Here is a 21,677-nt window from a genome sequence, read left to right as displayed (position 1 = left end):
GGCGCGAACCGTTCGCAGACATCGACAAAACATCTGGAAGAAGCGAATCATGAGACACATCATTTCCGTCCTGCTGGAAAACGAACCGGGCGCGTTATCACGCGTGGTGGGTCTGTTCTCGGCACGCGGCTACAACATTGAAACCTTGACGGTGGCTCCGACCGAAGACCGTTCGCTGTCGCGCATGACCATCGTCTCCATTGGCTCGGACGACGTGATCGAACAGATCACGAAGCATCTGAACCGCCTGATCGAGGTGGTGAAAGTGGTCGACCTTACCGAGGGCGCCCACATCGAACGCGAGCTGATGCTGATCAAGGTGAGGGCGGTCGGCAAGGAACGTGAGGAGATGAAACGGATGTCGGATATTTTCCGCGGCCGCATCATCGACGTCACCGAAAAGACCTACACGATCGAACTGACGGGCGCGAGCGACAAGCTCGATGCCTTTATCGAAGGGCTCGACGCCACGGCGATTCTCGAAACGGTCCGCACGGGCGGCTCGGGGATCGGTCGCGGCGAGCGCATTCTGAAGGTGTAACGCGCGAGCGTTCAACCGTCTCGATCCAGGCCGGGCCGTGCCTGCACCAACCCGGCCACGCAACACACTATTTGCAGCATTTGATTTTCACTGAATCATCGAATTTAGCCAAGGAACCGACATGAAAGTTTTCTACGACAAGGACGCTGACCTCTCCCTCATCAAGGGCAAGCAAGTCACCATCATCGGCTATGGCTCGCAAGGCCATGCGCACGCGCTGAACCTGAAGGAAAGCGGCGTGAACATCACGGTCGGTCTGCGCAAGGGCGGCGCATCGTGGAGCAAGGCTGAGAACGCCGGCCTGCAAGTCAAGGAAGTGGCGGAAGCCGTCAAGGGCGCGGACGTGGTCATGATGCTGCTGCCGGACGAGCAGATCGCCGAAGTCTATGCGAAGGAAGTGCACGCCAATGCCAAGCAAGGCGCGGCGCTGGCATTCGCGCACGGCTTCAACGTTCACTACGGTCAAGTGATTCCGCGTGCCGACCTCGACGTCATCATGATCGCGCCGAAGGCACCGGGCCACACGGTTCGCGGCACCTATTCGCAAGGTGGCGGCGTGCCGCACCTGATCGCTGTCGCGCAGGACAAGTCGGGCGCAGCACGTGACATCGCTCTGTCGTACGCTGCGGCGAACGGCGGCGGCCGTGCCGGCATCATCGAAACGAACTTCCGCGAAGAAACGGAAACCGACCTGTTCGGCGAACAAGCCGTGCTGTGCGGCGGTACCGTCGACCTGATCAAGGCCGGCTTCGAAACGCTGGTGGAAGCGGGTTATGCGCCGGAAATGGCGTACTTCGAATGCCTGCACGAACTGAAGCTGATCGTCGACCTGATCTATGAAGGCGGCATCGCGAACATGAACTACTCGATCTCGAACAACGCCGAATACGGCGAGTATGTGACGGGTCCGCGTATCGTGACGGCTGAGACGAAGAAGGCGATGAAGGCTGTGCTGACCGACATTCAGACGGGCGAGTATGCGAAGAGCTTCATCATCGAAAACAAGGCTGGCGCACCGACGCTGCAATCGCGCCGCCGTCTGACGGCTGAACACCAGATCGAAACGGTCGGCGCCAAGCTGCGTTCGATGATGCCGTGGATCGCCGCGAACAAGCTGGTCGACCAGTCGAAGAACTAAGCTGCTTTTCCAGCTGATGTCCGGTGCGGCGCTATGCCGTAACAGCCGGACAGATCAAAAAGCCGTCCAAGGGTGCTGAACCCTGGGCGGCTTTTGCTATCCTACGGTTTTACGTGCGACACGCACGCTCGTGTCCGTCAGCCCCACGTTACGGGGCATCGACTAGAGGGTTATTGAGGAAGGTCTCGACTGGACTCACCATGCCCTCCGCAGGCGGCTCCCTTGTGAGCCGCACTTTAAGCAGTAGATGTGTCCTTAGGGGCACACCTTAGTAGTGAACACGGGACACGGTGCATTCCGCCGTCAACCGTATTGCATTGACCTGATTATCGTCAGGTCCCGCCCAGTCAGCGGCTTCATCTCCGCCGACAGGGCGGGGTGATGTTTGCAATTCCTGCGCCTCAGGGCAACGGAGTCGCTAAACGATACGAGCGAAAAGCTCGGCGTGTCATTGTTCGGCCTCGCTGGCTACATTGGCGAGGGTAGTGAACCTGCTGTACGACCAGCAGTAGCCTAGGAAGACATGCGTCACTGGCAACGGTGGGGTGTGAAGCTCTTCTAACAATGTATCCCCCCGGAAGTTCGGGCGGATGGTGGTTGCGAAATGACCATCCGGAGACTCCCAGCAGCAACGGGGTTGAGGGGCTAGGCTGGCTGATACGGTTAACGCAAGTGAACTGCTGATAAACCTCGTAAGTAGGACGGTGCCAAAGCTGCTGACAGGCATCAACCAAACAGGTGTGCGGTCGGATAACCCGCTGTAAATTCGGGTTACGTCGTCATCGGACCGCCGGGGAATAGGCAGAACCTAAGTCAGTCGTGTGACATGCCGGGAACGTGGTAAGCCTGTATGGTTGCCGGTCGTAGTTTGACTGGCAGGCGAACCGTGAGGGACGCTGTTGATTGTGCAGGTATGGGATGACGGAGAAAGCGAAAGCCGGTCTGTAATGGGTCGGATAGGGGTTGGGACATTACCCCACGCGAAAGCGGGCAGACTTCCGTCTGGTCTACCGTCGCAAGATGGCTGATTAACCCTTTAGCTGGAAGATGATTGCTGTCGGACTTCTGGACCGTCAGCATATGTTTTAACCCCCTTGCGGGAGCAGATCGCTCCCGCAAGGGGCGATCTGTTCTCCGCTCGGGATTCACTTCTTCGAGTAGGAGAGCAGCATGAGAGTATCTGTCCGAAAGGACGGATCTGCGCTTTCCCACGCGCCGGACAACTGGTATGCCGTAGATTGGCGGCGGGTTGAACGGAACGTGAGAGGGATGCAGATTCGAATTGCGAAGGCGACGCGGGAAGGCAACTGGCGCAGGGGGAGAGCCCTGCAACGGATGTTGACTCGCACGTTGTCCGCGAAGCTGTATGCGGTACGACGTGTTACGCAGAATCAGGGTGCGCGAACGGCTGGAGTCGATCGCGAACTTTGGGACTCGCCTGAGAGCCGATGGCTTGCTGTCGGCAAGTTGAAGCGGCGTGGATACAAGCCTCTGCCTTTACGGAGAGTCTTTATCCCCAAGGCCAATGGGAAGGAGCGCCCTCTGGGTATTCCGACCATGCGGGACAGGGCGATGCAAGCCCTGTATCTGCTGGCCTTGGAGCCGGTGTCGGAATCGACGAGCGACCCGAACTCTTACGGGTTCAGGCTAAACCGCTCGACGGCCGACGCTATGTCACAGATTTTCGTTGCCATGTCCCAGAAGGGCTCTGCTCGCTGGGTACTGGAAGCGGATATCAAGGGCTGCTTTGACCACATCAACCATGACTGGTTGGAAACCCATGTCCCAATGGACAAGGAAATCCTCCGGAAATGGCTGAAAGCTGGCCTGGTTTACAAGGGGCAGCTTCAGGCGACAGAGGCCGGTACGCCGCAAGGAGGGATCATTTCTCCGACGCTGGCGAATGTGACGTTGAACGGGCTAGAGCGAGAACTGCTGGCGCACCTCAGTGCGAAGTTTGGGATCGCAAAAGCCAACAAGCTTAAAGTCAATGTAGTGCGGTACGCGGACGACTTCGTGATCACCGGTGACTCGCCAGAGTTGCTGGAGCAGGAAGTCCGACCTTGGGTGGAAGCATTCCTTGCCGTTCGAGGTCTGCAGCTGTCCGAGGAGAAAACGCGTATCACACACATCGATTCGGGCTTCGACTTCCTGGGGTGGAATTTCCGTAAATACTCGGGGACCCTACTCATCAAGCCGAGCAAGAAGAACGTGAAAACGTTCTATCGCAAGGTGGCGGATACGATCAGCGGTCACAAGACGGTAAAGCAGGAGAATTTGATTCGACTGTTGAACCCGATGCTACGGGGCTGGGCGCAGTATCACAGTCCCGTGGTCGCCAAAGAGGCATACAGCCGTATGGAGTCTTTGATTTTTCGAAGACTTTGGCGGTGGTCGACGAGGCGGCACCTGAACAAGAATGCCGACTGGGTGAAGAAGAAATACTTTCACTCGGAGGGCAATCGAAATTGGGTGTTCGCTGTTCCTGTAGCTCGTGACGACGGTAGTAAGGGGTTGCTTAGCCTGTACCAACTTAGCGGTACGGAAATTAAGCGACACAGGAAGGTCAAAGGAGCATTCAATCCCTTTGATCCTGAGTGGGAGCAGTATGGCGAACAGTTGCGACAGGCGCGCATGGAGCACTCAATGCGTTACCGGAAACAATGGGTCTCGTTGTACATGTCGCAAGACGGGCTTTGCTCGCATTGCGGCTGTGCCTTGACGAAGGAGACCGGCTGGCATGACCATCATCTGGAGTATCGGATGCATGGTGGTACGGACGCTCTCTCGAACAGGGTTCTGCTTCACCCGCACTGCCATCAGCAGGTGCACGCAGGTAAAATTGCGGTAACTAAGCCGGCCCGGTCCTAAGACCGGGCTTTGTTTGTAGATTTGAGCCGTATGCGGGGAAACTCGCACGTACGGTTCTTAGGGGGCCCTTCTTCCGCGAGGAAGGGGGGCTACCCTCCAAAAACACAGAAGCCATTCATGAATTACCCTCATCCGATCATCGCGCGAGAAGGCTGGCCGTTCATCGCCATCGCGGCCGTCGTTGCATTGCTGGTTCACTTCATCGCGGGGTTCGGCTTTTCATGGCTGTTCTGGCTCCTCCTGATCTTCGTCGTGCAGTTCTTCCGCGATCCGGCGCGTCCCATCCCCACGCAGGCGAATGCCGTGCTGTGCCCGGCCGACGGCCGTATCGTCGCGGTCGAAACCGCGCATGATCCGTATGCCAATCGTGAAGCGCTGAAGATCAGCGTGTTCATGAACGTCTTCAACGTCCACTCGCAACGCTCGCCGGTGGATGGCGCGATCTCCAAGGTCGAATATTTCCCGGGCGCGTACCTGAATGCCGCGGTGGACAAGGCTTCGACCGAAAACGAGCGCAATGCGGTGGTGATCGAAATGGCCGGCGGCCAGACGGTGACTTCGGTGCAGATCGCCGGTTTGATCGCGCGGCGCATTCTTTGCTACGTACGGGCAGGTGAGCCGCTCACCCGTGGTCAACGTTACGGATTTATCCGCTTCGGTTCGCGCGTCGACGTGTATCTGCCGGTGGGCAGCCGTCCGCGTGTGTCGATCGGCGAGAAGGTTTCGGCGTCGTCCACGATCCTCGCTGAACTATAAAGCGGCACCAAGGAGGTTTCCGAATGGCCGCATTCAAACCGCGTCGACCCCGTAACAGCGGACCGCTTCCGCGTCCGTTCCGCCGTAACAAGCCGATGGTGACCGAGGCGGCGGTCGACAGCCGGCGCGCCCAGCGTCAGCAGTTCCTGAGAAAGCGCGGCATTTATCTGCTGCCGAACGCCTTCACCACGGCGGCGCTGTTCTGCGGCTTCTTTGCCGTGGTGCAGGCCATGAACGTGCGTTTCGAGGTCGCGGCCATCGCGATCTTCGTGGCGATGGTGCTCGACGGCATGGACGGCCGCGTCGCCCGCATGACGCATACGCAAAGTGCGTTCGGCGAGCAGTTCGACAGCCTCTCGGACATGGTGTCGTTCGGCGTGGCGCCGGCGCTGGTCATGTACGAGTGGATTCTGAAAGACCTCGGCCGCTGGGGCTGGCTCGCGGCGTTCGTCTACTGTTCGGGCGCGGCATTGCGTCTCGCGCGGTTCAACACGAACATCGGCGTGGTCGACAAGCGTTTCTTCCAGGGCATGCCGAGCCCGGCCGCGGCGGCGCTGATCGCCGGTTTCGTGTGGCTCGCTACGGACAACCGCGTGCCGCTCAAGCTGGTGTGGTTGCCGTGGGTTGCTTTCGTGCTGACGATTTACGCCGGCGTGACAATGGTGTCGAACGCGCCGTTCTACAGCGGCAAGGCGCTCGACGTGCGGCATCGCGTGCCGTTCGGAGTGATTCTGCTGGTGGTGGTCGCGTTCGTGCTGGTGTCCTCCGACCCGCCGCTGATGCTGTTCGGCCTGTTCGTGCTGTACGGCCTGTCCGGTTACGTATTCTGGGGTTATCAGGCGGTGCGGGGCAGGGCGAATCCGGCCCGGTCGGTGTCAGTCGACCGGTAGCACCGGTGGCGACGGATTTGCGTGCGCTGCCAGGCATGGCATGGAAAACGGCAGCCTTCGGGCCGCCGTTTTGCTTTCGGCGAGGTCGCCCCGCGGCGCTCCGCGGGCCCTCTCACGCAGGTCCGGCGCTAATTGCACGGCAGCGGGAATGTCGCTATAGTCGTTGGATCAATGCGTCTACATTTCTTGCCGAGCCGCGCAACGAGTCTCGACACGCGGCGTACCGCTGACCGTGCTTGTGCCGGAGTGTGCGCCGCGCGGACCGTCACGCCGAACGTCACGCTTTTGGTCACGCTGATCGTGTTTATCCCCGGTTCGCTTCGTCCGTGATCGAGCGTCGCCAGTGGTAGCGCAAACAGCCAATTCCAATATCCCCTCCCCATAATTGAACGACTCCGCAGGAGACTCGACATGTCCGACAAACTGATCATATTCGACACCACGTTGCGAGACGGCGAACAATCGCCCGGCGCGTCGATGACGAAAGAAGAGAAAATCCGTATCGCGAAGCAACTCGAGCGGATGAAAGTGGACGTGATCGAAGCAGGCTTCGCGGCAAGCTCGAACGGCGACTTCGATTCGATTCACACCATCGCGAGCCTGATCAAGGACAGCACGGTCTGCTCGCTCGCGCGTGCGAACGACAAAGACATTCAACGCGCGGCCGACGCGCTCAAACCCGCCGATCACTTCCGCATCCACACGTTCATTGCAACCTCGCCGTTGCACATGGAAAAGAAGCTGCGCATGACACCGGACCAGGTGTTCGAGCAGGCGAAGCTGGCCGTGCGTTTCGCCCGCAAGTTCACCGACGACGTCGAGTTCTCGCCCGAAGACGGCAGCCGCTCGGATATGGACTTCCTGTGCCGCGTGCTGGAAGCGGTGATCGCCGAAGGCGCGACCACGATCAATATCGCCGACACAGTGGGTTATGGCGTGCCGGAGTTGTACGGTCAGCTCGTCAAAACGCTGCGCGAGCGCATTCCGAACTCGCACAAGGCGGTGTTCTCGGTGCATTGCCACAACGACCTCGGCATGGCGGTGGCGAATTCGCTGGCCGGCGTGCAGATCGGCGGCGCGCGTCAGGTCGAGTGCACGATCAATGGCCTCGGCGAGCGCGCGGGTAACACGTCGCTCGAAGAAATCGTCATGGCGGTGAAGACCCGCAAGGATTACTTCGGCCTCGACATCGGTCTCGATACCACGCAGATCGTGCCGGCCTCGAAGCTGGTGTCGCAGATCACGGGTTTCGTCGTGCAGCCGAACAAAGCCGTGGTCGGCGCGAACGCGTTCGCGCACGCATCCGGTATCCATCAGGACGGCGTGCTGAAGGCACGCGATACCTACGAAATCATGCGCGCCGAAGACGTAGGCTGGAGCGCGAACAAGATCGTTCTCGGCAAGCTGTCAGGCCGTAACGCGTTCAAGCAACGTCTGCAGGAACTGGGTATCGCGCTGGACAGCGAAGCGGAATTGAACACGGCATTCGCGCGCTTCAAGGAACTGGCCGATCGCAAGTCGGAAATCTTCGACGAAGACATCATCGCGATCGTCACGGAAGAATCCGCCGAGGCGCAGGAGAGGGAGCACTACAAGTTCCTGTCGCTGTCGCAACATTCGGAAACCGGCGAGCAGCCGCACGCGAAGATCGTGTTCACCATGGAAGGCAAGGAAGTGACCGGCGAAGCGCGCGGCAATGGCCCGGTCGACGCCACCCTGAACGCGATCGAAACGGAAGTGGGCAGCGGCTCCGAACTGCTGCTGTACTCGGTGAATGCGATCACCACCGGCACGCAGGCGCAAGGCGAAGTGACCGTGCGCCTGTCGAAGAGCGGACGCATCGTCAATGGCGTCGGCACCGATCCGGATATCGTCGCGGCGTCGGCGAAGGCGTATATCTCGGCGCTCAACAAGCTGTATTCGAACGCGGACAGGTTGAATCCGCAGCGTTCGGAGTGAGCGGCGTGGCAGCCGCGCGCTAACGGCGTGACGGCGTAGATAGCGTTGTCGTTGTCGTTATCGTCGGCCTATGAATCGGAACAGCCCCGTGCCTTGATTGGCACGGGGCTTTGTTCATTGCGAGCCGCGTTACTCCGTCGCCGCGCGCCGCATCGACCAGCCGCGTGACGCGCGCGCCTGTGCCTGCACCTGATGCCGCACTTCGACGGCGATGCCGCGGCGCGGCGCATCGGCCACGAACGTGTCGAGCAGTTCGCGTACATCGTGATCGACGAAATCGGCGCGCGTCGCATCGACGATCACGGTGGCGCCGTCGGGAATCTGTTGCAGGTAGTGCTTGAGCGGCACCTTGCCGAGAAACGACACGTCCTTGCGAAACGACAGCAGATAGTGGTCGCCATGTTGCGCGAGCACGATCGGACTGCGCAGATTCGCATACAGCGCGAGCAGCACGCTGCACAGAATGCCGAGCACGATGCCGATCAGCAGATCCGTCGCGAGCACGCCGACGAGGGTGACGATAAACGGCGCGAACGGCGCAAAGCCCTGTTTCGCGATGGCGACGAACAGCGACGGCTTGGCGAGCTTTATCCCCGTGAAGATCAGAATCGCCGCGAGACAGGCGAGCGGAATCAGGTTGATGACACTGGTGAGCGCAAACACGCTGACGAGCAGCAGCATGCCGTGAATGATCGCCGAGAGCCGGCTTTGCGCGCCCGCATGCACATTGGCTGAACTGCGCACGATCACCGACGTGATCGGCAATCCACCGATCGCGCCGGCAATCAGGTTGCCGATACCTTGCGCCTTCAGTTCGCGATCCGGCGGCGCGGCGCGTCGCTCGGGATCGATCTGCTCGACGGCTTCAAGGCTCAGCAGCGTTTCCAGGCTCGCGACGATCGCCAGCGTGATGGCGACGCGCCAGACATCCGGATTGATCAGCTGCGCGAAGTGTGGCCCGAAGTCGGCCCATTCGAGAGCGACCCGCAACGCGGCGAACGATTCCAGCGGCGGCAGCGCCACGCGATGTTCAGCGGGCGGCGCGAGCGACGGCGCCAGCACGCCGAGCAGCAACGTCGCGCCGATCCCCAGCAGAACGACGGCGAGCGGCGCCGGTACGCGGCGCACCAGTGCGAAGCGGCGAAATGCGCGAGTTTCCCAGCCGATCAGAATCGCCAGCGACAGCACGGTGATCACGCAAGCCGCCAGCGAGATCGAACCGAACGGCGTGGCAATCGCCGCTGCTGTCTGCGCGGTGGCTTGCGCACCGGATGCGGCATCCACGCTGGACAGCCCCAGCGCGAGCGGAAACTGCTTGACGATCAGCAGCACGCCAATCGCCGCAAGCATGCCCTTGATTACCGGCGACGGCACATAGGCCGCAAAACGGCCGGCCTTGAGCATGCCGAAACCGAACTGGATCGCGCCGGACAGCAGCACGGCCGCCAGGAACGCGGAGAAGCTGCCGAGCTGCGCGATCCCATCGACAACGATCACGACAAGGCCCGCCGCTGGCCCGCTCACGCTCAGACGTGAGCCGCTCAGCACGGCCACCACCAGCCCGCCTACGATGCCCGAGACGAGCCCGGCAAACGGTTCGACGCCCGATGCGTTGGCGATGCCCAGACAGAGCGGCAGAGCCACCAGAAAAACGACCGTGCCCGCCAGCAGGTCGCGCTGAAATGTGGAGAAAAAAGCTCGAAGGTTCATGGTGTCGGTGCAGTAAGGAGTGGCGCCTGGTATGCGGCGAAAGCTGAACCGGATCGGATTCGCAGAAAGTCTCGCGCGGCTATCGCGCTAGGCGGCCGCGCTGTGGGCGGCGGTCGCGCAGGTCATGGCGTCGTCGGCGTCGTAGCCCGACGTGAGGACCTTGAGGCGGCCGTCTTCGAGCGCGAAGATCCAGCCGTGCACGAGCGGCGCCGGATCGGCGTCCCGCACGACGGGGTGCGCGCGCAACCCGCGCACCTGTTCGAGCACGTTCAGCTCGGCGAGGTGATTGACACGCTCACGTTCGCTCTCGAGGTCCCGCAGTTCTTCGCGATGCGCGCTGGCGAGCGAGCAAAGCGGCGCGATCCGCCGATTCACATGCGGCAGGCTCGGTTCGGGCGGCAGCAGTGCGGCGCGCACACCGCCGCATCCGTAGTGGCCGCAGACGATCACGTGGCCGACCTTCAGCACCTTCACCGCATACTCGAGAACGCTCGCCGAATTGTCGTCGTCGGGCTGAAAGAGGTTGGCGATGTTGCGGTGGACGAACAGGTCGCCCGGCTCACAATGCGTAATGGTCTCGGCGGGCACGCGGCTGTCCGAGCAGCCGATCCACAGTACGTGGGGATTCTGACCTCGCGCCAGATCACGGAAAAACTGGGGGTTGCGCACGGCGGTTTCATGCGCCCACGCAACATTGGCAACTAGCAGGCGTTTGGGACGGTTCATCGAGAGCGGCTCCGTAAATGGGGCGTATTCATTCGGCGCCGAAAATCACGGCTAAACCGTGCGGCCTCATGTGAGGCCCGCGCCGAATCAATTCTTACGAAAGCCTTTCTATCAAAAAATAAATCCTCTGTGCACGAAATAATATTCGCCGTGATGCGCAATAAATAAAAAAAAGCCGCCCGGGAAGGCGGCTTCGTAGATTCATGCGGATTGGTTCGCGAGGCGCTCAGAACAGGCTGCGACGATCCGGATCGTGCAATGGATCGGGTGTTTTCTGCGTAAGCCGCACGATGCCCTGCTCGTCGAAATAAAAGCTGTACATCATGTACCAGACGTTGTCTTCCAGGTAGCGATAGGTCCAGACTTCGCGTTTCATCAGCGGGAAGTAAGAGGTTTCGACCGGGCGGCCAAAGTTCACCAGCACGTCGCTCTTGGTCCATTTGCCGATTTCGGCGCGATAGAACTCGTTCGGTTGCAGCACCTGGCGCACGTTGACGATCTTGCCGGCCGCGTCGATGTCGGCTGCGGTGGTGGTTTCGCCCATCGGCTGGGTCGGCCACATCAGCCGCTTGCCGCCGTCCGGCAGGTCGTAGCTTTCGCGCGGCGGGCCGAGGCGCGCGACGATCGTCGATTCGTCCGCGCCCTGGGTGTATTGCTGCCACGGCTGCACGCAGCCGGCGAGCGCCAGCGCGCTCAGGCAAACAAGCGCCGCGCGGCGCAGGCGCCCAGCGGCAGGCGCTCCGATCGAGGCCGCCGTGCCGTGATGGCGGTTGAACATGTATTCCTCCGATGGCGTTTGAGTAGCGGTTTTTATCATCGAGACGCATTATTTTGACACGCGCTGCGGCAAAAGATTGCGCTGCGTGCAGAGCCGGCCCGGCAATACGACAACGCTTGCGCCAGCTTGCTTATTCCATGCTGAACGACCTATGATCCGCGCTTTCACCAGGCAGGCGGGGCGATGACGATGGCGAAGTGGCAACGGAGCGCGGCAGCGGCGCTGGCGGCAATGTCGATGGCCGTGGCGGCAGCGGTTGCGTATGCAGCAAGCGAGCCGGGCGCGACGGCGACTAACGCGGCGGCTAACGCGGCGGCCGGCCCAGCGGCTAGCCTGGCGGCTAACGCGGCGGCTAAACCCGCGAGCAAACCCGCCGGCGCGCCGATCCAGTTGGCGCTTATCGAAGGCATGTCGGGCCCGTTCGCCAACGCGGGTGCGGCGGTGGAGCGCAACCTGCGCTTCGGCGTCGAACAGGTCAATGCGCATGGCGGCGTAAAGCTCGCCGACGGTGCGCATCTGTTCGAACTGGTCGTGCTCGACAGCAAAGGCGGCACCGAAGAAGCGCTCACGCAACTGCGCGCGGCCGCCGACCGCCGTATCGGCTACATCATGCAGGGCAACAGCTCGGCGGTTGCCGCCGCGCTGATCGGCGCGATCGACAAGCAGAACAGCCGCGAACCGGGCAACCGCGAACTGTTTCTCAACTATTCCGCCGACGACCCGGCGCTGACCAACGCCAACTGCAGCTTCTGGCATTTCCGCTTCGACGCGCACGCGGGCATGCGCATGGATGCGCTGGCCGACGTGATCCAGCGCGACAAGGCGGTGAAGAAGGTCTATCTGCTGAACCAGGATTACAGCTTCGGGCACGACGTCAGCAGCCTCGCGCGCTCGACGCTGGCGACGAAGCGTCCGGACATCGCGGTGGTCGGCGACGAATTTCATCCGATTGGCCGCGTGAAGGACTTCGCGCCGTATATCGCCAAGATCCGCGCGAGTGGGGCGGACGCCGTGATCACGGGCAACTGGGGCAACGATCTGACGCTGCTGGTCAAGGCCGCGCGCGAGCAGGGGCTGGACACGAAGTTCTACACGTTCTACGGCAACAGCCTCGGCGCGCCGGCAGCGTTGGGCGACGCCGGTGTCGGTCACGTGATTGCGGTGGCTGACTGGCATCCGAACGCCGGCGGTGCGGCGTCCGATGCCTGGTACGCCGCCTTCCGGACCCGTTTCCCGGCCGCGCAGGACGATTACCCCGTGCTGCGCATGCCGCTCATGATCGAAACCCTGGCCGCGGCGATGACCCGCGCCGGCAGCGCCGACCCGACGGCAGTGGCGAAAGCGCTGGAAGGAATCCGCTTCGACAACGGCTTTCACGCCTCGCGGATGCGCGCCGACGACCATCAACTGATTCAGCCCCTTTACGTGATGGAGATGGACAAGGCCGGCACGCCGGGCGTGCATTTCGATAACGAAGGCTCCGGCTACGGGTTTCGCACGGTGCTGGCGTTGCCGCCCGAGCGCACCGTCTTGCCGACCGTCTGCAAGATGAAGCGGCCGTAACGCGGATCGGGCGCGCGCCATCGCCCGGCACAGCCGGGTTCGCGGCCGGAATCGGCTGTGCTACAATACGCGTCCCGTTATGAGGCAAGCCTGTATCCAGGGCGTGTCAAATACGGGTAACCCACGGCACGGCCTTTCTTCCGTGACCGCCTGTCTAGTTCTTAAGGAAATCGACATGTCCGCAGTTGAAACAAGCAAGAAGTCCGAAGTCGTTGCGCAATTCGCACGCGCAGCCAACGACACCGGCTCCCCCGAAGTTCAGGTCGCGCTGCTCACGACCCGCATCAACGAACTGACCGTTCACTTCAAGGCACACACGAAAGATCACCACAGCCGCCGCGGTCTGCTGCGCATGGTGAGCCGCCGTCGTAAGCTGCTCGACTACCTGAAGGGTAAGGACGCGGATCGTTACCGCGCACTGATCGAGAAGCTGGGTCTGCGTAAGTAATCGGCCAGTCGTTCAGCAAGATGCCTGTGTCAGTTCCACTGATACAGGCATTTTGTTTTTGCACGGTGCGCTTCATGTGATGCGCGCCGGCTGTTCTCCGCAGTAGCGTGCCGGTTCATGCGGCGGGAGCAGCGAAGCAGTAATCAGGCAGTAGAGCAGGCAGTAAAGAAGGGATTCACGGCCGGGCTTCAGGGGCGGAGCTTTGTGTCATTCCAGCGGTTCGCGCGTACTCATCGTAAGGCGTGGTTCTCTGGAATGGCATAACACTACTCTTCCCATGTGGCGCCGGTCCTGGCGTTGCCGCGCCGCTTCTGGTCCGCGCGGCATTACGAAGAGGAAAAGCAATGACTATGTTCAATAAGATCGTCAAAGAATTTCAGTGGGGACAACACAAGGTTCGCCTCGAAACCGGCGAAATCGCTCGCCAGGCGAGCGGTGCCGTGATCGTCGACGTCGAAGATACCGTGGTGCTGGCCACCGTGGTCGGCGCCAAGACCGCCAAGCCGGGTCAGGACTTCTTCCCGCTGACCGTCGACTACCTCGAAAAGACCTACGCCGCCGGTAAGATCCCGGGTGGCTTCTTCCGCCGTGAAGGCCGTCCGTCGGAAGGCGAAACGCTGATCTCGCGCCTGATCGATCGCCCGCTGCGTCCGCTGTTCCCGGAAGGCTTCTACAACGAAGTCCAGGTCGTGATCCACGTCCTGTCGCTGAACCCCGAAATCCCCGCCGACATCCCCGCGCTGATCGGCGCGTCGGCGGCGCTCGCCGTGTCCGGTCTGCCGTTCAATGGCCCGGTCGGCGCAGCACGCGTGGCCTACATCAACAATGAATACGTGTTGAACCCGACGCGTCCGCAAATGAAGGAATCGGCGCTCGACCTGATCGTCGCCGGTACGGAACGCGCGGTGCTGATGGTGGAATCGGAAGCGCAGCAACTGAGCGAAGAAGTGATGCTCGGCGGTGTGGTGTTCGGTCATGAGCAAATGCAGATCGCGATCGACGCGATCCACGATCTGGTCCGTGAAGGCGGCAAGCCGGAATGGGATTGGCAACCGGCGGCGAAGAACGAGCCGTTGATCGCACGCGTGACGGAACTGGCGCAAGCCGACCTGCTGGCTGCGTATCAACTGCGCGACAAGCAAGCCCGTTCGACCAAGCTCAAGGAAGTCTACGCGGCGACGTCGAAGAAGCTGGAAGAAGAAGCTGCAGCGGGCGGCACGGTGGCGGCCGACAAGGCAACCGTCGGCAATGTGCTGTTCGACATCGAAGCGAAGATCGTCCGTACGCAGATCCTGAACGGCGAACCGCGTATCGACGGCCGCGACACGCGTACCGTGCGCCCGATCGAAATCCGTACCGGCGTGCTGCCGCGTACCCACGGTTCGGCACTGTTCACGCGCGGCGAAACGCAAGCGATGGTGGTGGCCACGTTGGGCACCAAGGGCGACGAGCAGAACATCGACGCGCTCGAAGGTGAGTACCGCGAACGCTTCATGCTTCACTACAACATGCCTCCGTTCGCGACCGGCGAAACGGGCCGCGTCGGTTCGCCGAAGCGCCGTGAAATCGGTCACGGCCGTCTGGCCAAGCGCGCGCTCGCTGCATGCCTGCCGAGCGCCGACGAATTCGGCTACTCGATTCGCGTCGTGTCGGAAATCACGGAATCGAACGGTTCCTCGTCGATGGCTTCGGTGTGCGGCGGTTGCCTCGCGCTGATGGACGCCGGCGTGCCGATGAAGGCGCACGTCGCCGGCATCGCCATGGGCCTGATCCTGGAAGGCAACAAGTTTGCCGTGCTGACCGACATCCTCGGCGACGAAGATCACCTCGGCGACATGGACTTCAAGGTGGCGGGCACGGAACAAGGCGTGACCGCGCTGCAGATGGACATCAAGATCCAGGGCATCACCAAGGAAATCATGCAGGTCGCCCTCGCGCAAGCGAAGGAAGGCCGTATGCACATCCTGAGCAAGATGACCTCGGCGGTGTCGGGCGCGAACACGGTGCTGTCGGACTACGCACCGCGCATGATCACCATCAAGATCAATCCGGAAAAGATCCGCGACGTGATCGGCAAGGGTGGTTCGGTGATCCGCGCGCTGACCGAAGAAACCGGCACGACGATCGATATTTCGGACGACGGCGTCGTCACCATCGCCAGCACGAGCAGCGAAGGGATGGCCGAAGCGAAGAAGCGTATCGAGAACATCACGCTGGAAGTCGAAGTGGGCCAGGTGTACGAAGGCACCGTGCTCAAGCTGCTCGATTTCGGCGCGATCGTGAACATCCTGCCGGGCAAGGACGGTCTGCTGCATATTTCCGAAATCGCCAACGAGCGTATCAAGGACATCAACGACTACCTGAAGGATGGCCAGCAAGTGAAGGTCAAGGTCATCCAGACGGACGAAAAGGGCCGCGTGCGTTTGTCGGCCAAGGCGTTGCTGAACGAAGGCGCGAATGGCGCAAGCGGCGCGCCGCAAGGCGAGCCGACGCCGCAGTAATGCGGTAGCGGAACAACGGCCGGCAGCGCGAATGCGCGCCGGCCGTTTTTTATGAAGGCTGCAGGGTGGATTGCGTTGCAGGTAATTAGAAACGGGTACTCTACCTGTTCATTCCGGCATGCAACGCAATCCAATCTTGGAGTTGACGCAGATGAAAGCGATCGAAATCACCGAATTCGGAGCGCCGGAAGTCCTGAAGCTGGCTGAGCGGCCCACGCCGCAGCCTAAAGCAGGCGAGGTGCTGATCAAGGTGGCCGCATCCGGCATCAACCGTCCGGACGTGTTCCAGCGCAAGGGCGGCTATGCGCCGCCGCCGGGCGCATCGGATCTGCCGGGGCTGGAAGTGGCGGGCGAAATCGTCGAAGGAAACATCGACGAGAAGAACAACCCGTTCGGTCTGAAGGTAGGCGATCGCGTGTGCGCGTTGCTGGCCGGCGGCGGCTACGCGGAATACGCGGTTGCGCCATTGTTGCAATGCCTGCCGGTGCCGGCCGGTTTGTCCGATGTCGAAGCTGCTTCGCTGCCCGAAACATTCTTCACGGTGTGGAGCAATGTGTTCGACCGTGCGCAACTCGGCAAGGGCGAAGGCGCGCCGAACGAAACGCTGCTGGTGCAGGGCGGTTCGAGCGGCATCGGCGTGACGGCGATCCAGATTGCGCATGCGCTCGGCTTTCGCGTGTTCGCAACCGCCGGCTCGGACGAAAAGTGCCGCGCATGTGAAGCGCTCGGCGCCGAGCGCGCGATCAACTACAAGACTGAAGATTTCGTCGAAGTGATCAAGTCGCTGACCAACGATCGCGGTGTCGACGTGGTGCTCGACATGGTGGCCGGCAGTTATGTGCCGCGCGAGCTGACGGCGTTGGCGGATGGCGGCCGCATCGTGCTGATCGCGTTGCTGGGCGGCGCGAAAGCGGAGCTGAACCTGAACGAAGTGTTGCGCCGCCGTTTGACGGTGACGGGTTCGACGCTGCGTCCGCGGCCGATCGAATTCAAGGCGAAGATTGCCGCGCAGTTGAAAGAGCACGTCTGGCCGCATCTCGAAGATGGGCGCATCAAGCCCGTGGTGCATCGCGTATTTCCAGCCGCGCAGGCTGCTGACGCGCACACGCTGATGGAGAGCAGCACGCACGTCGGCAAGATCGTACTGTCTTGGGGTCAGGACGCTTGACAGGTCGGTTTGACCCGATCCACCCCACGCAGTAAAATTGCGCGTTTTGCGCACGCCGCATGAAACCGAAAGGCGGACTGTAAGCGCAAACGAAGTCCGCCGCCAAGACAAGACGAGACGATGTCGAAACAACGAGCCAAGCTGGTAGTCGGTAACTGGAAGATGCACGGGCGCCTCGCCGAGAATGCCGCGTTGTTGCAGGCGGTGGCACAAGGCGCGGGCGAATTGCCGGCCGACGTGCGCGTCGGCGTCTGTGTGCCGAGTCCGTATCTCGCGCAGTCTCAATCGTTGCTGGACGGCAGCCGGGTCGTGTGGGGCGTGCAGGACGTGTCGGCGTTCACGCACGGCGCCTATACCGGCGAAGTGGCCGCGCCGATGGTGGCGGAGTTCGGCGCCACGCTCGCGATCGTCGGGCACTCGGAGCGCCGTGCCTATCATCGCGAAAGCGCTGAGCTGGTCGCGGTCAAAACGCAGCGCGCGCTGGAAGCGGGTCTGACGCCGGTCGTTTGCGTCGGCGAAACGCTTGAAGAGCGCGAAGCCGGTTCGACCGAGCAGGTGGTCGGCACGCAGCTGGACGAAGTGCTGGCGAAATTGTCGGTGCAAGAGGCGGCGAAGCTTGTCGTCGCGTATGAGCCGGTTTGGGCTATCGGCACCGGCAAGAGCGCGAGCGCGGAGCAGGCGCAGGCGGTTCATGCGTTCCTGCGTGCGCGTCTGGCGGCAAAGGGCGCGGCGGTGGCGGATGTACCGTTGCTGTACGGCGGCAGTGTGAAACCGGAGAACGCGGAAGAACTGTTCCGCCAGCCGGATATCGACGGTGGCCTGATCGGCGGCGCGTCGTTGAAAGACCAGGATTTCCTGGCGATCTGCAAGGCGGCGGCCGCAACGAGCGTCGCCGGTTAAGCAGGGCGCCTTGGCGAGGATGACCCCATCCCGTGCAACACGCAGTGTGTGGCGCGGTTAAATAAAGACTCAGGTGAGTGTGATGCTGTATTTGAAAACATTGATTATCGTCGTTCAGCTGTTGTCGGCACTTGGGGTGATTGGCCTCGTTTTGCTGCAACACGGCAAAGGCGCCGATATGGGCGCGGCTTTTGGTAGCGGCGCGTCCGGCAGCCTGTTCGGCGCGACCGGTTCGGCGAACTTTTTGTCGCGTACAACGGCGGTTCTCGCAGCGGTGTTTTTTGTCACCACGCTGACGCTCACTTACCTCGGCGCGTATCGTGCGAAACCTTCCGCAGGCGTGCTGGGCGCGGCTGTCACCGCACCGGTCGCGGCCTCGGCTGCTTCGGCGCCGGCAGGTGGCTCGGCTGTTTTGCCGGCGTCGGCTGCGTCGGTCCCGGCGACCGACGTGCCGAAATAAATTTTCGTTCAAACGTGCTTTTGTGCGTTGAACAATCTGTTTAGACCAGTTACAATCTAAGTCTTGAAGCGATTCGCGGGTTTTATAAGTTGTTTTCCCGGATTGCATGCAGTGCCGACGTGGTGAAATTGGTAGACACGCTATCTTGAGGGGGTAGTGGCGAAAGCTGTGCGAGTTCGAGTCTCGCCGTCGGCACCAAAATGTTATCTAAATGCCAGCCGCTTGCTTCGCTTCGGCTGGCATTTTCACTTCTGGCGTGCGGCTTGCGTTGGGCTTGCGGCATGTGCGTTTCGGAAGTGATTTCGCGTCAGGAGTGCTATGCTCCTGACGGCACTCAGAACCAACCGATTGAGGATAGTCTTGAACCTCGCAGCCTATTTCCCCGTCTTGTTGTTCCTCGTTGTGGGCACCGGTTTAGGCGTAGCACTGGTCAGTATCGGCAAGATCCTCGGTCCCAACAAGCCTGATACCGAGAAAAACGCACCGTACGAGTGCGGCTTCGAAGCATTCGAAGACGCGCGCATGAAGTTCGATGTGCGCTATTACCTCGTCGCCATTCTCTTCATCATTTTCGATCTTGAAACCGCGTTCCTGTTTCCGTGGGGCGTCGCCCTGCGCGACATCGGCTGGCCCGGTTTCATGGCAATGATGATTTTCCTGCTCGAATTCCTGTTGGGCTTCGCCTATATCTGGAAGAAAGGCGGCCTCGACTGGGAATGATGGATTAATCGCCGGTTTGCGTGGGTGGCCAAGGCTTGCCACCCCGTCTGGAGTGGAGAGCAAATGAGTATCGAAGGGGTCTTGAAGGAAGGGTTTGTCACCACCACAGCTGACAAACTGATCAACTGGACGCGCACCGGCTCGCTGTGGCCGATGACGTTCGGTCTTGCGTGCTGTGCGGTCGAGATGATGCATGCGGGCGCTGCCCGTTATGACCTCGACCGTTTCGGCGTGGTGTTTCGTCCGAGTCCGCGTCAGTCGGACGTGATGATCGTCGCCGGCACGCTGTGCAACAAGATGGCGCCGGCTCTGCGCAAGGTCTACGACCAGATGGCCGAGCCGCGTTGGGTGATCTCGATGGGCTCGTGCGCGAACGGCGGCGGCTATTACCACTACTCGTATTCGGTGGTGCGCGGCTGTGACCGGATCGTGCCCGTGGACGTCTACGTGCCGGGTTGTCCGCCCACGGCGGAAGCGCTGGTGTACGGCGTGATCCAGCTGCAGGCCAAGATTCGCCGCACCAACACAATCGCCCGTCAATAAGGCCAACGCCTCCCCCACAATATGGCAAGCAAACTCGAGACCCTGAAAGCGAACCTCGAGGCGGCCTTTGGCGGCCTCCTGCTGAACCTCAGCGAAGCAATCGGTGAGTTGACGATCGTCGTGAAGGCTGGCGACTACCTCAACGTGGCAACGCGTCTGCGCGACGACCGCTCGCTCGGTTTCGAGCAATGCGTGGATCTGTGCGGCGTCGACTATCAGACTTACGCCGAAGGCGCTTACGACGGTCCGCGTTTCGCGGCCGTGCTGCATTTGTTGTCGGTGCAGAACAACTGGCGTCTGCGCCTGCGCGTGTTCGCACCGGACGACGAAGTGCCGATCCTGCCGTCTGTCGTCGAAGTCTGGAATTCGGTCAACTGGTACGAGCGCGAAGCATTCGACCTGTACGGCATCGTATTCGAAGGTCACCCGGATCTGCGCCGCATCCTCACTGACTACGGTTTCATCGGTCACCCGTTCCGCAAAGATTTCCCTGTCTCCGGTTATGTCGAAATGCGTTACGACCCGGAAGAGAAGCGCGTCGTCTATCAGCCTGTGACGATCGAGCCGCGAGAAATCACGCCGCGCGTGATCCGCGAAGATCGCTATGGCGGTCTGAAACACTAAGAGAACGCCATGGCAGAGATCAAGAACTACACGCTCAACTTCGGCCCTCAGCACCCGGCAGCGCACGGTGTGCTGCGCCTCGTGCTCGAGCTCGACGGCGAAGTCATTCAGCGCGCCGATCCGCACATCGGTCTGCTGCATCGCGCGACTGAAAAGCTCGCCGAAACCAAAACATTCATCCAGTCGGTGCCGTACATGGACCGTCTCGACTACGTGTCGATGATGGTCAACGAGCACGGCTACGTGATGGCGATCGAAAAGCTGCTCGGCATCGAGGTGCCGGTGCGCGCGCAATACATTCGCGTGATGTTCGACGAAGTCACGCGCGTGCTGAACCACCTGATGTGGATCGGCGCGCACGCGCTCGACGTCGGCGCAATGGCGGTGTTCCTGTACGCGTTCCGTGAACGCGAAGACCTGATGGACGTGTACGAAGCGGTGTCCGGCGCACGGATGCATGCGGCTTACTATCGTCCGGGCGGCGTCTATCGCGATCTGCCTGACGCAATGCCGCAATATAAAGCGTCGAAGATCCGCAATGCCAAGGCATTGTCGAAGATGAACGAGAACCGTCAGGGTTCGCTCCTCGACTTCATCGACGATTTCTTCACGCGTTTCCCAAAGTGCGTCGACGAATACGAAACGCTGCTTACCGACAACCGGATCTGGAAGCAACGTCTGGTCGGTATCGGCGTGGTCAGCCCGGAACGCGCGCTGAACCTCGGCATGACCGGCGCGATGCTGCGTGGTTCGGGTATCGAATGGGATTTGCGCAAGAAGCAGCCGTACGAGGTCTATGACAAGCTCGATTTTGACATCCCGGTGGGGGTCAACGGTGATTGTTATGACCGATATCTGGTACGCGTCGAAGAAATGCGCCAGTCCACACGCATTGTGAAACAGTGCATTGAGTGGCTGCGTAAGAATCCCGGCCCCGTGATGATCGACAATCACAAGGTTGCGCCGCCGTCGCGCGTGGGCATGAAGTCGAACATGGAAGAGTTGATTCACCACTTCAAGCTCTTCACAGAAGGCTTCCATGTGCCGGAAGGCGAGGCATACGCCGCGGTCGAGCATCCGAAGGGCGAGTTCGGCATCTATCTGATCTCCGACGGCGCCAACAAGCCGTATCGCCTGAAGATCCGCGCACCGGGCTACGCACACCTGTCCACGCTCGATGAAATGGCGCGCGGTCACATGATCGCCGACGCCGTGACGATCATCGGCACGCAGGACATCGTGTTCGGCGAAGTGGATCGCTAGGACGTATTCATCAGAGCGCGCCTTCAGATTGCACCGAAGCGCGCGTCAAGCAAAGGAACGCCGGGTCTGTCGCATCATGCAGCGCGCGACAGGTTTTCGTTCGGTAGGAATTGAAAGA

At 61.2% G+C, this 21,677-nt stretch carries 19 protein-coding genes and 1 tRNA gene; 17 read left to right on the top strand and 3 right to left on the bottom strand.

Annotated elements, in window-relative coordinates:
• Positions 1 to 49: 49 nt before the first annotated feature.
• The 6 genes from ilvN (at position 50) to B0G71_RS14125 (ending at position 8,155) form a co-directional block, all read left to right on the top strand.
• Positions 50 to 541 (top strand): acetolactate synthase small subunit, encoded by a 492-nt coding sequence (gene ilvN / locus B0G71_RS14150; RefSeq protein WP_012432363.1) that lies wholly within the window; start codon positions 50 to 52, stop codon positions 539 to 541.
• 121 nt (positions 542 to 662) lie between these two features.
• The gene (gene ilvC / locus B0G71_RS14145) at positions 663 to 1,679 is read left to right on the top strand and encodes a ketol-acid reductoisomerase (RefSeq protein ID WP_074763518.1); all 1,017 of its coding nucleotides are present in this window, start codon (positions 663 to 665) and stop codon (positions 1,677 to 1,679) included.
• 1,170 nt (positions 1,680 to 2,849) lie between these two features.
• Positions 2,850 to 4,550: a group II intron reverse transcriptase/maturase gene (ltrA, locus tag B0G71_RS14140; RefSeq protein WP_116142456.1), complete on the top strand. Its 1,701-nt coding sequence runs from the start codon at positions 2,850 to 2,852 to the stop codon at positions 4,548 to 4,550.
• A gap of 117 nt (positions 4,551 to 4,667) precedes the next feature.
• A complete protein-coding gene (locus B0G71_RS14135) occupies positions 4,668 to 5,306 on the top strand; it encodes a phosphatidylserine decarboxylase (RefSeq protein ID WP_012432365.1) in 639 nt (212 codons plus the stop codon).
• A 23-nt stretch (positions 5,307 to 5,329) separates the two neighbouring features.
• On the top strand, positions 5,330 to 6,196 hold the full coding sequence (gene pssA, locus B0G71_RS14130; RefSeq protein ID WP_012432366.1) for a CDP-diacylglycerol--serine O-phosphatidyltransferase: 867 nt from the start codon (positions 5,330 to 5,332) through the stop codon (positions 6,194 to 6,196).
• Between the two features lie 411 nt (positions 6,197 to 6,607).
• Complete coding sequence (locus tag B0G71_RS14125; protein ID WP_106280347.1) at positions 6,608 to 8,155, top strand: 2-isopropylmalate synthase; 1,548 nt, start codon at positions 6,608 to 6,610, stop codon at positions 8,153 to 8,155.
• 129 nt (positions 8,156 to 8,284) lie between these two features.
• Here the strand turns inward: B0G71_RS14125 and B0G71_RS14120 are convergent, their stop codons facing one another.
• From B0G71_RS14120 to B0G71_RS14110, 3 genes are all read right to left on the bottom strand, one after another.
• A complete protein-coding gene (locus B0G71_RS14120; protein ID WP_116142455.1) occupies positions 8,285 to 9,865 on the bottom strand; it encodes a SulP family inorganic anion transporter in 1,581 nt (526 codons plus the stop codon).
• 87 nt (positions 9,866 to 9,952) lie between these two features.
• Positions 9,953 to 10,591, bottom strand: a complete 639-nt coding sequence (locus B0G71_RS14115) for a carbonic anhydrase (protein WP_116142454.1) — start codon at positions 10,589 to 10,591, stop codon at positions 9,953 to 9,955.
• Between the two features lie 226 nt (positions 10,592 to 10,817).
• Positions 10,818 to 11,369 (bottom strand): hypothetical protein, encoded by a 552-nt coding sequence (locus tag B0G71_RS14110; RefSeq protein WP_106280353.1) that lies wholly within the window; start codon positions 11,367 to 11,369, stop codon positions 10,818 to 10,820.
• 183 nt (positions 11,370 to 11,552) lie between these two features.
• Here B0G71_RS14110 and B0G71_RS14105 point away from each other — a divergent pair, with 183 nt between their 5' ends.
• The 11 genes from B0G71_RS14105 (at position 11,553) to B0G71_RS14055 (ending at position 21,559) form a co-directional block, all read left to right on the top strand.
• On the top strand, positions 11,553 to 12,932 hold the full coding sequence (locus tag B0G71_RS14105) for a branched-chain amino acid ABC transporter substrate-binding protein (RefSeq protein WP_116142453.1): 1,380 nt from the start codon (positions 11,553 to 11,555) through the stop codon (positions 12,930 to 12,932).
• Between the two features lie 175 nt (positions 12,933 to 13,107).
• A complete protein-coding gene (rpsO, locus tag B0G71_RS14100; protein WP_011487489.1) occupies positions 13,108 to 13,380 on the top strand; it encodes a 30S ribosomal protein S15 in 273 nt (90 codons plus the stop codon).
• A gap of 344 nt (positions 13,381 to 13,724) precedes the next feature.
• On the top strand, positions 13,725 to 15,881 hold the full coding sequence (gene pnp, locus B0G71_RS14095) for a polyribonucleotide nucleotidyltransferase (protein WP_181916771.1): 2,157 nt from the start codon (positions 13,725 to 13,727) through the stop codon (positions 15,879 to 15,881).
• Positions 15,882 to 16,032: 151 nt separating this feature from the next.
• A complete protein-coding gene (locus tag B0G71_RS14090) occupies positions 16,033 to 17,049 on the top strand; it encodes an NAD(P)H-quinone oxidoreductase (RefSeq protein WP_116142451.1) in 1,017 nt (338 codons plus the stop codon).
• Between the two features lie 120 nt (positions 17,050 to 17,169).
• Positions 17,170 to 17,949 (top strand): triose-phosphate isomerase, encoded by a 780-nt coding sequence (gene tpiA / locus B0G71_RS14085; protein WP_116142450.1) that lies wholly within the window; start codon positions 17,170 to 17,172, stop codon positions 17,947 to 17,949.
• Between the two features lie 82 nt (positions 17,950 to 18,031).
• A complete protein-coding gene (gene secG / locus B0G71_RS14080; protein WP_095419939.1) occupies positions 18,032 to 18,409 on the top strand; it encodes a preprotein translocase subunit SecG in 378 nt (125 codons plus the stop codon).
• Positions 18,410 to 18,522: 113 nt separating this feature from the next.
• A tRNA-Leu gene (locus B0G71_RS14075) sits at positions 18,523 to 18,607 on the top strand.
• Between the two features lie 162 nt (positions 18,608 to 18,769).
• A complete protein-coding gene (locus B0G71_RS14070; protein WP_013339872.1) occupies positions 18,770 to 19,129 on the top strand; it encodes an NADH-quinone oxidoreductase subunit A in 360 nt (119 codons plus the stop codon).
• A 63-nt stretch (positions 19,130 to 19,192) separates the two neighbouring features.
• Positions 19,193 to 19,672, top strand: coding sequence for an NADH-quinone oxidoreductase subunit B family protein (locus B0G71_RS14065; protein ID WP_006052903.1), 480 nt, complete (start codon positions 19,193 to 19,195; stop codon positions 19,670 to 19,672).
• A 21-nt stretch (positions 19,673 to 19,693) separates the two neighbouring features.
• On the top strand, positions 19,694 to 20,296 hold the full coding sequence (locus B0G71_RS14060; RefSeq protein ID WP_116142449.1) for an NADH-quinone oxidoreductase subunit C: 603 nt from the start codon (positions 19,694 to 19,696) through the stop codon (positions 20,294 to 20,296).
• Between the two features lie 9 nt (positions 20,297 to 20,305).
• Complete coding sequence (locus B0G71_RS14055) at positions 20,306 to 21,559, top strand: NADH-quinone oxidoreductase subunit D (RefSeq protein WP_012432378.1); 1,254 nt, start codon at positions 20,306 to 20,308, stop codon at positions 21,557 to 21,559.
• Positions 21,560 to 21,677: the final 118 nt, after the last annotated feature.

It is taken from the genome of Paraburkholderia sp. BL27I4N3 (genome assembly GCF_003386115.1).
GTDB lineage: Bacteria > Pseudomonadota > Gammaproteobacteria > Burkholderiales > Burkholderiaceae > Paraburkholderia.
Note: the sequence above shows the minus strand (reverse complement) of the source record. Positions and strands in the feature narration are given on the sequence as shown.